Consider the following 13583-nt stretch of genomic DNA (forward strand, 5'->3'; position numbering starts at 1 on the left):
CTACGCTCTAATTACTTTAATTTCTCCGTTTGATCGCAATTGTATAATTGTCGATGGTTTGGAGGCTTTTTTTTCGTTTTGCAAATTCACAACATAGTCTACACCTTTTAAAATAGCAGCGCTAATTTCTTTATAGCTTTTTGGTGTAGCTTGGCCACTAATATTTGCCGAAGTAGATACAATTGGACGTTTGAATTTCCGAATGAGTTTCTGGCAGAATTCATCATCTGGAATTCGGATTGCTAAGGTACGATCTGAAGCAACTAAATTTTTTGCAATACCAACAGGATTATCGTAAATAATAGTTGTAGGTTTATCTGAAGCTTCTAGTAATTCATAGGCAACTTTCGGAATGTTTTCAATATAACGTTCCAACATACGAATGTCACTCACCAAACAAATTAATGCCTTACTTTCTTCACGATTTTTCAACGTGTAAATTTTAGCCACAGCTTCCGCATTTGTTGCATCACAACCCAATCCCCAAACAGTATCTGTAGGATATAATATGGTGTTTCCCGATTGCAATTGATCAAAAGTTTTGTTGATTTCTTCAATCATAATTAAAATCGAATTTGCTGTTCTTGTTTTAATGATTCAGATACATGTGCGCCTCTCCAAACCAATCCTAGCATAAACCATTTTTTAGGTTTGATGAGAAAAATTACACAATAATAAATTCTGATGAACAGATATTTTAAGTACGAATAATTTTTTCGAATCACATACATGTGCGAAATCATTCCTTCTTTGCTAATTGCTTTAGAAACACCTGTACTCACACCTTGATAGTGTAAAATTTTTGCTTCCGGAACCAATACACTTGTAAAACCATGTTGTCTCATGCGGAAACAAATATCCATTTCTTCAAAGTAGAGAAAAATATTGGTGTCAAATCCGCCAACTTTTTCAAAAACGTCTCTTCTAAAAAACATAAACGCACCATTGACGAAGTTTACTGAAACAGGTTCAGTATATTCCTTTTTACGTTTTGGAAACTGTGTTGACCAATTTTTTTCTAAGAAACTTCTTCCGAATAGCAACTTTCTAATGCCTTTATCATGATCAAATGAAATCACGTGTTTACCATGTTCATCATAATTTTGCGCTGTTGTTACACCAACATTAGGATTGGCTTCCATATACGAATGTAAAATGGACAAACAATCGTTTTGCAACATGGCGTCATTATTCAAGAATAGAATGTATTTTCCGTTTGTAAATTGCGCGCCAAACATATTTCCGCCACCAAAACCTGTATTAATTACACTTCTGTGTAATGAAACATGTGCGTGTGTTGGGAAGTTTTCTTTAAGATGCGAATAATCTTCTAGCTTGGAATTATTATCAACGACAACAATTTCGTAGGACAAAGATGTGTCTGTAAATTTAATAACCAAATCCACACATTCAAGTGTGTACTTTGCGGTGTTATAGTTGATGATAACAATAGAAATATCCTTCATATGCGTAGTTGTTGTACAAAATTACACAATTTTATGTTGAATTTTATACTTTTGCGCAAACACAAACCACAATTATGGGACTTCGTTCAAAATTAAAAAAATACCTTTTACATAAAAGATTGCCAATGGAAACGTATGTTCCGGCAAAAAAGACCACTCCAGAAAAAATGATCCAAATGGTAACAGCTTGGGAAGGTTTGGAGTTGATTATTGAAGATATTTTAGATCGTTTTGAGATTGGACGCGATTCTTGCATCGAATTTGGTGTAGAATTTGGCTATTCGTCAGTGGTTTTTTCAAACTATTTTAAAGAAGTAAAAGGAATTGATATTTTTATCGGTGATGAGCATACAGATCATAAAGGTGATCATTACGATAAAACAAAAGCGTCGTTGGCTACATTCAAAAATATTGAATTGATCAAGTCAGATTACCGCGATTGGATTAAGGAAGATGACAAACAATACAACTTTTCACATGTAGATATTGTACACAATTATAAAGAAACGTACGAATGTGGTTTATGGGCGGCGCAACACAGTCAATGTACGGTGTTTCATGATACCGAAAGTTTTCCAGAAGTACGTAGAGCTGTCATTGATATCGCGAAAGCAACAGGAAAAAAAGTGTATAATTATCCGCATTGTAACGGATTGGGAATTATTGTTTAATTTCTATTGAATTCACAAAAAAAAATACTCATCATTGCGCCTTTTGCGTTCGGTTACACGGCACATATTCACAAGGCATTACAACAATATCAACATATTGATGCGGAAATTCTATATTTAGATCAACCTGCATTTGCATATAAAAATACGTTTCATAAAGCGCAGAATTTCTTTTCAAAAATTGTATTAGGAAAGAATTTGAAAAAGACATTTGTTACAGATCGAATCAAAGCTTCTCTAGAAAAATTAGGTAAGCAAGATGAAATTTTCATCATTCGTCCTGATGTGTTAAATGATAATTTGTTACACTTTATTAAAAGCTACACAACTAAGTTTATTGCTTATTATTACGATAGTACACGACGTTTTCCGCGAAAAGCAGACATCATTTCGATGTTTGATAAAGTATACAGTTACGATCGTTTGGATGTTGAGAAATACAATTTAGAATTACTGACAAATTATATTTTTGAAGAAAGTAATTATCAAGAATATAAATATCAGTTTTTCAATATTTCAACTAATGATTACCGTTTTCCATTGCTTGAAAATTTGGCAAGTTACTTGAAGCAACACAAGTGGAGTTATAACATTCAAGTATATAACGGAAGCGAAATGCCTGCCGAACATGTGGAAATTATCACAACGCAGAAATCGATTACAGAAGTTGCTGAGTTGATACAAAAGGCAAAAATCATAGTTGAAATTCAACGAACTGAGCAAGTTGGTTTGTCCTTCCGAATTTTTGAAGCGTTAGGACATCACAAAAAGCTCATCACAACCAACAAAGATATTGTCAACTACGACTTTTACCATCCACAAAATATTTTGGTTGTAGACGAACACAATATTGAAATTCCAGCAGATTTTGTCATGTCGCCGTATTTAGAAATTGACGAAAAAATTCTATCGAAATACAAAATTGAACATTGGATACAACCTATATTTGGAATTGAGAACTAGTTTACTGTCTTGTATACGTAATGATCACATTGCTTTGAAAAACCGCTACAGTGCCATCAGCGTTTAATATATTATTGTTGTTAAAAAAGTAGTCTTCGTAGTCAAGGTTAAATGTAATTGTTTGTTCATCCGCAGCAAGTGTGGCAGTAAATGCTAATTCTCCTGAATAACAAAAAGAGATCACATTGCCATCTTGTGTATAATTAGGAAAAATTCCATCTCCAATTAGGCAATCAACGGTTTGTGAAAGATTTCCATTTCCATCATCATCAACATCAAGAAAAAAGTTATTAAACATTGGATTGTTAGCTGTAAAATCATCTCTAAATTGTAATACAGCTGTTCCGCAGGTCGATTCAACCATTAAATCATTTGAGAAAATTCCATCTCCATTTCCGTCTATATCATTTTCGATGATAACGGTCGTTCGTAACCAAGTTGTTCCTAAAACGGCAGGCGGATTACTTGTGTCAATGACACATTCTAAGTCTTCTGTCTGTAGATTAGTAGAATTTATCTCAATAGTTTCTTCTTCCACAGTACAAGCAGTTAAGAGTCCTGCTAAAATTGTAAATAGTATTATCTTTTTCATAGCAATTGGTTTTAGTTAATATATATACAGTAGATGTGTATTCACTAAAAAGGTTGCGTCAAAGAAATTTTAAATAATTTATTAGTAGTGGGATGTTAGTATTAAGAATTGAGATTTTTTTTAAAAAAATTATGAGTTTTGAGTCGAAAATCAAAAACTGAATTTTGAGAAAATAGAGTATAGAAAATAGATTTATAATAGCGCTTTGGCGCGATCTAAAACAACAAACTTCTATATACTTCTTCATACTGTTTTGCAGTGACATTCCAATCGAAACTTGTAGCACGTTTTATGTAGGCTTGCGTGTAGATTTCTTTGTTTGTTTCAAACGTATGCATGCCTTTTTCGAAAACGTCTGCCATATATTTCGGATCGTAATGTTCCCAAAAAAACGCATGTTCGCCACCAATTTCTGGCAACGATGTATTGTGCGATAAAAAGACAGGTTTTCCAAAACGCATGGCTTCAATTGGTGGAATTCCAAAACCTTCACGTAAGGATGGAAATACAAAAGCTGTACAATTTTGCAAATAATATTGTTTGTCTACATCATCAATTTTTCCTGTAATGATCACACGATCTTGCAAGTTGTGTTTTTGAATCGTTTCTGAAAGTTTCCCATGTGTATATTCAGTATTGTTATTTCCCGAAAGGATTAAATTGAAATCGGGTAATAAGGCTAACATTTCCACTAACGTGTGAAAGTTTTTACGTGGCGTAAATTCACCAATACTAAATAAAAATGGTTTGTTAGAAATTTGCTTCGGTTTGTGATTTTTAGGAAGTGTCACTTCACGAATTGGGTTTCCGTTGTAAATTACATATTCAGGAACATTTGGCACATCAAAATGCTTGTGCGTGGATGCTTTAGCGAAGTTTGAAATATAGGTAATTGCACTACTGCGAGCTAACTTTTCACGAAAACGCACATTGCGTTCATGATTCATGTCACTTGATTCTTCTTCAATGAAATTCACATCATGAACCGTCAGTAAATATGGAATATCATGATACGGTTCTATCTTTATATTTTGATTCAACGAATGCCATAAATCGTACTTTTTACGAATACGAAGCATTGGATAGCGACGAAATGATTGATATTTCTTATAGTCAAAATAAGTTCCAAATTCGCCTTGTAACTTGCTGAGGTTTTTCGCGTGAAGCGTCATTCTAAAGTCATCAATATTTGCTTGATGCAATCCTTTTATCAAATGATAATTGAACTGACCAAACCCAAAATGTAGGTTTTTAATATTATGTGATTCTAAAAAAACGTTTTTCATAAAATTATTCAATTTTCCGATACATCGTCCACAATTGTAAATAGCGTTTAAATACTGAAAACGCATGTACATAACACAAAATAAATCCTTCTTTTCCGTCTAAAAAACCCAAACGTAAAACGTACTGATGTAAAAAACGATAAAAAGGTCTAAAGATGAAATGATAGGCATTTGGACGCACATTTTTTTTGTACAAAGCTTCTGCTTGCAAACGACTGTAATGACTTAATTTTTGATTGTAATTATCAAAACTTTTATACGTTTGATGCGCCACAGGATGTTGCAATATGCCAATATTTTCAGTGGTTTCAATGGTTTCGTGTACAGGTTTTCCGTTGTAACGACAATATTGTTTATGAAACAATCGAACGGAAATATCTGTTTGAAAACCACTATATTTCATGCGTTTTCCCATAAAATGAAAATCGCGTTTTACATGATATGCTTTCTCAGGATTTGTAGCATTTACCGTTGCAACAATTTCGTCAGCGAGTACTTTTGGAACTTCTTCGTCTAAATCAAAAAAAGTAATCCAATCATTGTTGGCTTGATCAATAGCAAAGTTTTTTTGAGATGAAAAATCATCAAATTTGCGTTGAATCAAAGTGACGTTGTGTTTTTTGGCAAGTGCAACTGTTTTATCAGTACTAAACGAATCTACAATGATAATTTCGTCTGCAAACGAGAGCTGTTCAATATATTTTTCAATATGATCTTCCTCATTAAACGTAATCGCTAAAGCACTAATTTTTGTGTTCATATATAAATGAAGCTACTTTTTTGCTGTGAAAAGTTATACAGTTGCGACAAAAGTAATAATTTTATGAAGATTAAGAGATTTAAGAATTAAATCATTGAAAGATTGTTATTTTTGAATCGTTTAATTATTTAACTTTTCAATTATACAAACATGCCAAGTTTACCTATTTTAATGTATCATGGAGTTTCTAAAAACACTTCTGATAGCAAAGGATTAACGATTTCAACTGAAAATTTAGAAGCGCAATTTCGGTATTTAAAAGACAACGGATATGTAAGTTTGCATTTTTCAGAATTACAAGCATTAAAAACGGATGCAGATTACCCTAAAAAAACAGTCATAATTACGTTTGATGACGTATATGTAAATCAACTCGAATTGGCATATCCGCTGTTACAAAAATATGGTTTAAAAGCAAGTTTTTTTGCGCCTTTTCAATATATTGGTGGTGTTGATGAATGGAATACTGGCAATGAAAAATTGATGTCAGTCGCACAATTGAAAAGTATGGACGAAGCTACAATTGAACTTGGTTTACATTCGTTTTCTCACAAAAAATATCCAGAATTATCTCCTGAAGAAATTAACGAAGATTTTGAAAAGTGTAAACAATTCATCATTTCCAATCGATTGAATGTGAGCAATGTTTTGGCGTATCCGTATGGAAAATATCCTCGAAAGAATCCTGAGCAAGATGCTTTTTTCAATCAATTAGTAAAACATCAGGTTGCGTATGGCTTGCGTATTGGAAACAGCGTAAATCGCTTTCCGTTTAAAGATAATTATCAAGTACAACGTATTGACATTAAAGGAGAAGATTCGTTATCGAAATTCAAATTTAAACTGCGTTATGGGAAGTCATTATTTTTTTAATTGCTATCTATTATTAGAGGCAAAAGAGTTCTTAGGGAAGAACTCTTTTGGTAGTAAATAAAAAGGGGTAATGCATTTTTTCAAATACATTATTCAAAACTACTAGTAAATTGTTTTCGAATTTAATTTTTTAGATAAATGAAAGGGGTTTCGTAGACGAATAGTAATAAAAAGTTCTTGAATATAACTTATCGTATTCCTTTTTGAAGCAAGATCAGTTTTACATATCTTGAAAAAACACCATATGCATTGATGCCAGCTACGGCTAAACCAGGAACGCCGTCCATAAAACCACGTTTCACAATATATTCATGGAAAAAACGGTATAATGGTTTAAAAGCTAAATGAAAATAGGTTGCTTTTTTACCTTTTTCAAGCATACGTTCCGCCTGAAACCACGCGTAACTATCTTTTTTACTTATGTAATGCAACAAACCTTTATAGGTGTAATGAAGTACTTTGTTCTTAAGTTTTCCAACTGTTCCATCAACAATCAATTTTTCATGTACATTTCCTTCAAAATGACACTTTTCACGTTTAACCAATCGTGTGACATCATTATTATGAAAATACAAAAAGCGATTCATATAAAAGTGTGGAAAATTCAATTTATACGCCGTGTGTTTTTCGGAATTCATAGCGGTACTAATCTCTTTTTGAAGCTGATATGTAATGCGCTCATCACCATCTAAAAACAATACCCAATCGCACGTTGCAAATTGTAATGCATGATTTTTTTGATTCGAAAAATTATCAAACTTTCTAGAAATTACCTTACAACCATGCGCTTCTGCAATCGCGACAGTTTCGTCTGTACTGAGCGAATCTATCACAATAATTTCATCTGCAAATTGCACCGAATACAAGGCATCTTTAAGATACAAAGCTTCGTTATACGTAGGAATGATGACTGATAATGTTGGCATGATAAATTTAAAGCACAAAAGTACATATAATTTTTTCATTAAAAACGTTATGGAAAGCCAATGAAAAAAATATGTGCATTAATGAAATATTTCTTGATGCAAAGCTAAATTTTGTATTCTTTTTTTGTTTCAAAATTTAGCTCTTGCAGAAGAAACTTACTAAAAAACTTTATCTTTACAGTCTGTATGACAACAATAGACACTTCCATAATTATAAGTACGTACAACTCACCTGAGTGGTTGGCAAAAGTTTTACACGGTTACAACAATCAAACCTATCGTTTGTTTGAAATCGTTATTGCCGATGATGGTTCCAAACAAGAAACCATTGATTTGATTAAAGAAATCAGCAAAGAAGTCTTTTATCCAATTGTACATGTTTGGCATGAAGACAACGGTTTTCAGAAGTCTCAAATTCTCAACAAAGCCATTGTAAAATGCAGTTCACCGTATATCATTATGTCGGATGGCGATTGTATTCCACGTGCCGATTTTGTAGAACATCATGTAAAACATCGTGAAGAAGGTTTTTTCCTTTCGGGAGGATACTTTATGCTACCAATGAATATTTCGGAGCTTATTACAAAAGAAGATATTTACGACGGCAATTGTTTTGATGTTAAATGGTTGAAGCAGAACGGCTTAAAAACTTCCTTTAAGAATAATAAATTGACATCTGCTGGATTGAAATCACGCTTTTTAAACGCAATTACACCTACAAACGCAAGCTGGAACGGACATAATGCTTCTGGCTGGAAAAAAGATATTGTAGGCATTAACGGATTCGACGAACGTATGCAATACGGTGGACAAGATCGTGAATTGGGCGAACGTTTATTCAACTACGGACTAAAAAGTAAACAAATCCGCTACAGTGCTGTTTGCATACATTTAGATCATCCAAGAGGTTACAAAAACCAAGAATCTATTGATAAAAACCTTGCCATCAGAAAAACAACCAAAGACGAAAACAAAAAGTGGACGGATTTTGGAATTGTGAAAGGTAGTAGTGAGATGTGAGTATTGAGTAATGAGATGTTAGAATTGAGATATCAATTAGATAAAAGAACCAAGAATATAGAACATAGACAATTTTTAGAAACTTCAAAATTATAATTTCTAACGTCAAACTAAACAATAAGTTGAACTTTATTCAACTTCTCATTCAATCTTTGTGAGATTCTAAATCAAGTTTGGAATGACAAAGAAATAGCTTTCACGTTTCTAGTTTACCTCAAAACCATCTTAATTCTAGTAGCGAAGCGGTCTAACATCTAACATCTATTTTTTATACGCTCCAATTTTCCAATACGTTTTTTCTTCTTCTGTTTTTACAATAGTGTAATCGAGTTGCTGTAGTTTTTCAAAATATTCCCAACAACCAATTCCTTCTCGATAAATAGAAACGATCAAAATTCCATCATCATTTAAATGATTCAACATTCTGTCTAAAACGTGTTGCTTTTCAGAATCATGTACATAATAAAAGGCTTCATTAAAAATAATGACATCAAATTTTTGACTTGGCGTAAACGTATGAATATCAGCAGTAATGAATTCTGTTTTTGGAAATTTACGCATTTTAGCTTTTTCAATAGAAACCTCAGAAAAATCCATTCCTAAGAAATAACTAAACATTTCATCATCTAAATATTCATTCAAAACACCTTCTCCAGCACCTAAATCAAGAATGCTAGGATTCACTTTACCATGCGAATTTATAAACTTAAGAATTGTGTAATATCGTTCTGCTTCAATAGGTTTGCGCAAATTGTCCCAACGACCATTGCGGTATTGTTTATTCCAACGTAGCTTTCTGCGCCAATTATGAAATTTATCTATAATATTCATGCTATTTCTTTATGTGTAAAGCTAAAAATTGTTCCAACTTTGGAATGATCATTTCTGGCGTTAATTTTTTATATAAATCGTGTGGATTCTCCTCAATTTTTTTGCGTTCTTCAAACGTAAATGTATCAAATAAATCGGGTTTTTCTTCTAATAAATGTATAGATTCATGTTGTTTTCCATCTTCAAAACTTGCCCAATGATCTTTGTTCACATACGGTGAAAATATCGTAAACGTTGGCTTGTTGAGCGCTTTTGCAATATGAACAATGCCACCTTCATTCGCAACCATTACATCACATGCATACATAAGCCGTACAAATCCGCGAATACTATCTTCATAAATATCTAAAATGATACTTTCCTTGTTGGTACACATTTTATAAATTTTATCAGCTTCTGCCTGTTGATGCGGCGCATAATTAAACAAAATATGAACCTTATAATTTGACGTGATATAATCTACAATTTGAGCTATATATTCATACGGCATCGATTTTTGTGGCGTACTTCCTAAAATTCCCAACATTACTACAGGATGTTTGTAAGCGTCCAGTTTCGGATACACTTTTTCTTCTTCTTGTAACGTAATTTTTGGCTCATAATCAGGATTTTCTAACGGGAAAACAGAAGTAATTAAATTGATTCTATCTTCAATCGCTTTTCCACAAACTTGTGTTTTTTCATCTAATAAATTAATCGGATGTGAGTAAAAGGAAAGCGGTAATTTTTTATGTTTTCGTTTATTACCTATGCGATATGCCGCTTTAGAAAAATAACAAATTAAACGACTTTGTAATTTAGAATACGGATCAAAAATAATGTCATATTGTTCTTTTCGTACTTTACGAATCATTTTGATCAAATTTGGAATCTTTTTCAATTCCTTTTCACTAATTGGAATAATTGTATCAATATTTGGATTGTGTTGAATAACGCCTATCGTAAAGTCGTATGCCATAAAATCTACGCGACTTTCAGGATAGAGTTTTTTAATATTATTAGCAATTACAGAACTAATCAAAACATCTCCGATTCGTTTATTCTGTATAATTAATATTTTTTTCATGCAATCTTGTTATAAATACAGGCTCTTGTTGCAAAGTATTATTTTTTCGGGGTTTATTAAAATTTCAATTCATCTATTTGATTTTTTGTCTTCAAAAATTAAAAAAATATGTTATTTACGGTCATTTCACATATCTTTGAAAAATAATCACCATTTATGCAAATTGTACACATTCACCCTAGTTATGAAGCTAAAAGAGACGAATTACTTACTTTTATTGCGGCTTTTGATACCAAAGGTGAGTATGTGACGAAAGGTGAACGAAACGTGATTAAATCATTTGATTTAACTGGTGAAACCGTTAATATTAAATCGTTTCGTGTGCCGAAAGCTTTGAATGGATTTGTGTATAAATTTATACGACCTTCCAAAGCAAAACGTTCGTATGAATATGCAGAACGATTGACTGTAAATGCTATCAGAACGCCTGCGCCAATTGCGTATGTTGAAAATCATTCTATTTTAGGTTTAAAAGAAAGTTACTACATTAGTAAACACATTGAGTACGATTTTGATTTTCGTGCGTTAATTCATGATCCGTTATTTGAAGATCGAAGAATTATTTTAGAACAGTTTGCTGAATTTTGCTTTCAACTACATGAAAATAATGTCAATTTCTTAGATCATTCTCCAGGAAATACACTTATTGTAAAACGTGACAATCATTATGATTTTTATTTAATCGATTTAAATCGAATGCGTTTTGAATCGTTAAACCTTGATCAACGCATGGAAAACCTAAAACGATTGTGGTTATCCAAACAAATGATTCATATCATTAGCAAACGTTACGCTGAATTGGCAAATAAAGAATTACATGAAGTCCAAGATTTACTGTTAAAACACAGCACGGCATTCAAGCGAAAAATAAATCGTAAAAAGTATTTTAAGAAAAAGTATCTTAAGAAGTAGTTGGCTTTTTGATCGCTTCGCTTGGTTTTTAGCCACCGATTCGTCACTTCGCGTGAAATTTTAGAATAAAATTTTGTATCGAGAAGTATTCAAAAACGAAAAAAGCGGACTTCAAGTAATATCTCAGTCCGCAATTATGTCATTCCTGTAAAGACAGGAATCTATTTTATCTCTCTTAATACAACACTCCAAGAAGTTTAGATTAAACCGCTACATCATGTTCGCGCAAAGCGTCATTTAAGGATGTCTTTTTGTTGGTACTTTCTTTACGTTTTCCAATAATCAACGCACATGGAACTTGATATTCGCCCGCTGGAAATTTTTTCGTGTAACTTCCAGGGATCACAACTGATCGTGCAGGAACTCTTCCTTTCATTTCAATTGGTTCATCGCCTGTAATATCGATAATTTTTGTGGACGCAGTTAATACTACATTAGCGCCTAAAACAGCTTCAGTTTCTACTCTAACACCTTCAACCACAATACATCTCGATCCTATAAACGCGTTATCTTCAATAATAACTGGAGCCGCTTGTAATGGTTCCAACACGCCACCAATTCCAACACCGCCAGATAAATGTACATTTTTACCTATTTGCGCACAACTTCCAACAGTTGCCCACGTATCAACCATGGTGCCTTCTTCAACATATGCACCAATATTTACATAACTAGGCATCATAATCACACCTTTAGAAATGTACGCACCATGACGTGCAATTGCATGTGGCACTACACGAATTCCTTTTTCGGCATAACCGCGTTTTAACGGAATTTTATCATGAAATTCAAAAATACCAGCTTCCAACGTTTCCATTTTCTGAATTGGAAAGTATAAAACTACCGCTTTTTTAACCCATTCATTCACTTGCCAACCGTCTGTAGTTGGTTCGGCAACACGCAATTCTCCAACATCTAACAAATCAATTACTTTTCTAATAACAGCTTGTGTATCTTCATTTTTTAACAATTCTCGGTTTTCCCAAGCATTCTCAATAGTTTCTCGTAATGCAATCATGTTTTTATATTTTCTAAAATCGTATTCTACTAATTTTTTGGGTGTGCCCAGTTTTTACAAATGTTATGCTTTGTAAAAACTCGTCAGGCTATTCGCTATATCTTTTTAAAAAAAGCAGTCATTGCGAGAATTTTTAGATAATTCAAGGCAATCTGTTACAACATACAAACAGATTACTTCGTCGTTTCTCCTCGTAATGACGTTTCAAAGTTTTAAAAAGGATGCCGCTACTATCCTTCACACAAATTCTACGTCAATTGACAAGCACAAATATAAAATCTTCTAATGGATTTTTTACTAAAATTTACAGATCTAACAGAATTTTATAAATAAAACAAAAAACTATGTTTTATAACTATTTTAATGATAAGATGAATACTTGATTAAGGTTGTAAGTATTTGTTTTTAAGTTTATTAAGTAATCTGTAGTGTTGATTAAAAATGAAGAACAGATTTATAAATACAAAGAAGCATAAATTGTAAAACCGGATAAGGTTGCATACTATTGATCAATATTAAATTACAAAAACTTACTATTATGAAAAAAAGAGGTATCAAAAATTTAAACTTAAACAAAAGATCAATTTCGAACTTGAGCAACAAACAAGCTGGAAAAATTAAAGGCGGAACAATAACAACGGCAACAATCGTTTCTTGTTGGTCATGTCTTTCTTGTCCGACAATTGATTGTACAGAAGGAGAAATTTGCTCTTCTTTAAAGTGTTTAAAAGAAGTTCTGGAAGATGTACAATAATCTTAAACAGAATACTATACAAAAAGGGTACGTATATGCGATTCCTTTTTTTTAATCAAAAAAATAGAGTTAAAATATTGATTTACAATATTTTATATTTTAAAAGTAAACTCTAGATTTATAAAAACCGAGAATCATTCATTGGAAGATTAATAGGTATCATATATCTTGAAATACGTTTAACAACAAAAACTTAGTATCATGAAAAAAAGAAACATCAAAAACTTAAACTTAAACAAAAGATCAATTTCTAATTTAAGTAACAAGCAAGCAAAAGGAATTAAAGGTGGAACAGCTACAACATTTACGGCAATTTCATGTTGGTCATGTTTATCTTGTCCAACAATTGACTGTACGGATACATGTACAGATGGAGCTGTGTGTTCTTCATTAAAATGTATTAAAGACGTTTTGGAAGACGTGCAATAGTCATTCACATTCACAT

Annotated in this window: 16 protein-coding genes; 7 read left to right on the top strand and 9 right to left on the bottom strand. The window is 32.4% G+C overall.

The features are described from left to right. Positions 1 to 561, bottom strand: a complete 561-nt coding sequence (locus ACQ654_RS21760) for an L-threonylcarbamoyladenylate synthase (RefSeq protein ID WP_430412452.1) — start codon at positions 559 to 561, stop codon at positions 1 to 3. Positions 562 to 563: 2 nt separating this feature from the next. Further along, entirely contained in the window at positions 564 to 1466 is a 903-nt protein-coding gene (locus ACQ654_RS21765; RefSeq protein ID WP_430412453.1) for a glycosyltransferase family 2 protein, read from the bottom strand. A gap of 74 nt (positions 1467 to 1540) precedes the next feature. On the opposite strand from ACQ654_RS21765, the gene ACQ654_RS21770 reads away from it, so the two are divergent. Next, on the top strand, positions 1541 to 2137 hold the full coding sequence (locus ACQ654_RS21770; RefSeq protein ID WP_430412454.1) for a class I SAM-dependent methyltransferase: 597 nt from the start codon (positions 1541 to 1543) through the stop codon (positions 2135 to 2137). 6 nt (positions 2138 to 2143) lie between these two features. Then, on the top strand, positions 2144 to 3100 hold the full coding sequence (locus tag ACQ654_RS21775) for a hypothetical protein (protein ID WP_430412455.1): 957 nt from the start codon (positions 2144 to 2146) through the stop codon (positions 3098 to 3100). Between the two features lies 1 nt (position 3101). On the opposite strand, the gene ACQ654_RS21780 is transcribed toward ACQ654_RS21775, so the two are convergent. From ACQ654_RS21780 to ACQ654_RS21790, 3 genes are all read right to left on the bottom strand, one after another. Continuing rightward, the gene (locus tag ACQ654_RS21780) at positions 3102 to 3692 is read right to left on the bottom strand and encodes a hypothetical protein (protein WP_430412456.1); all 591 of its coding nucleotides are present in this window, start codon (positions 3690 to 3692) and stop codon (positions 3102 to 3104) included. A 215-nt stretch (positions 3693 to 3907) separates the two neighbouring features. After that, positions 3908 to 4978, bottom strand: a complete 1071-nt coding sequence (locus ACQ654_RS21785) for a glycosyltransferase family 4 protein (protein ID WP_430412457.1) — start codon at positions 4976 to 4978, stop codon at positions 3908 to 3910. Positions 4979 to 4982: 4 nt separating this feature from the next. Further along, the gene (locus tag ACQ654_RS21790; protein ID WP_430412458.1) at positions 4983 to 5738 is read right to left on the bottom strand and encodes a glycosyltransferase family 2 protein; all 756 of its coding nucleotides are present in this window, start codon (positions 5736 to 5738) and stop codon (positions 4983 to 4985) included. A 150-nt stretch (positions 5739 to 5888) separates the two neighbouring features. Between ACQ654_RS21790 and ACQ654_RS21795 the strand changes: the two genes are divergently transcribed. Then, on the top strand, positions 5889 to 6611 hold the full coding sequence (locus ACQ654_RS21795; RefSeq protein ID WP_430412459.1) for a polysaccharide deacetylase family protein: 723 nt from the start codon (positions 5889 to 5891) through the stop codon (positions 6609 to 6611). 188 nt (positions 6612 to 6799) lie between these two features. On the opposite strand, the gene ACQ654_RS21800 is transcribed toward ACQ654_RS21795, so the two are convergent. Beyond that, positions 6800 to 7576 carry a glycosyltransferase family 2 protein gene (locus tag ACQ654_RS21800; RefSeq protein WP_430412460.1) on the bottom strand — a complete coding sequence of 259 codons (777 nt, stop codon included), beginning with the start codon at positions 7574 to 7576 and terminating at the stop codon, positions 6800 to 6802. 147 nt (positions 7577 to 7723) lie between these two features. Here ACQ654_RS21800 and ACQ654_RS21805 point away from each other — a divergent pair, with 147 nt between their 5' ends. Beyond that, positions 7724 to 8557 (top strand): glycosyltransferase family 2 protein, encoded by an 834-nt coding sequence (locus tag ACQ654_RS21805; protein WP_430412461.1) that lies wholly within the window; start codon positions 7724 to 7726, stop codon positions 8555 to 8557. Positions 8558 to 8818: 261 nt separating this feature from the next. Here ACQ654_RS21805 and ACQ654_RS21810 read toward each other — a convergent pair whose 3' ends face one another. Next, positions 8819 to 9388, bottom strand: coding sequence for a class I SAM-dependent methyltransferase (locus tag ACQ654_RS21810; RefSeq protein ID WP_430412462.1), 570 nt, complete (start codon positions 9386 to 9388; stop codon positions 8819 to 8821). A 1-nt stretch (position 9389) separates the two neighbouring features. Further along, a complete protein-coding gene (locus ACQ654_RS21815) occupies positions 9390 to 10454 on the bottom strand; it encodes a glycosyltransferase family 9 protein (protein ID WP_430412463.1) in 1065 nt (354 codons plus the stop codon). 156 nt (positions 10455 to 10610) lie between these two features. Between ACQ654_RS21815 and ACQ654_RS21820 the strand changes: the two genes are divergently transcribed. Beyond that, complete coding sequence (locus ACQ654_RS21820; RefSeq protein ID WP_430412464.1) at positions 10611 to 11366, top strand: lipopolysaccharide kinase InaA family protein; 756 nt, start codon at positions 10611 to 10613, stop codon at positions 11364 to 11366. Between the two features lie 202 nt (positions 11367 to 11568). Here the strand turns inward: ACQ654_RS21820 and ACQ654_RS21825 are convergent, their stop codons facing one another. Further along, positions 11569 to 12384, bottom strand: coding sequence for a 2,3,4,5-tetrahydropyridine-2,6-dicarboxylate N-succinyltransferase (locus ACQ654_RS21825; RefSeq protein WP_430412465.1), 816 nt, complete (start codon positions 12382 to 12384; stop codon positions 11569 to 11571). Between the two features lie 538 nt (positions 12385 to 12922). Here ACQ654_RS21825 and ACQ654_RS21830 point away from each other — a divergent pair. Both ACQ654_RS21830 and ACQ654_RS21835 read left to right on the top strand, forming a co-directional pair. After that, positions 12923 to 13138: a class I lanthipeptide gene (locus tag ACQ654_RS21830; protein WP_430412466.1), complete on the top strand. Its 216-nt coding sequence runs from the start codon at positions 12923 to 12925 to the stop codon at positions 13136 to 13138. A gap of 201 nt (positions 13139 to 13339) precedes the next feature. Beyond that, complete coding sequence (locus ACQ654_RS21835; RefSeq protein ID WP_430412467.1) at positions 13340 to 13567, top strand: class I lanthipeptide; 228 nt, start codon at positions 13340 to 13342, stop codon at positions 13565 to 13567. Positions 13568 to 13583: the final 16 nt, after the last annotated feature.

Origin of the sequence: Kordia sp., assembly GCF_965283645.1 — a bacterium.
Taxonomy (GTDB): Bacteria; Bacteroidota; Bacteroidia; order Flavobacteriales; family Flavobacteriaceae; genus Kordia.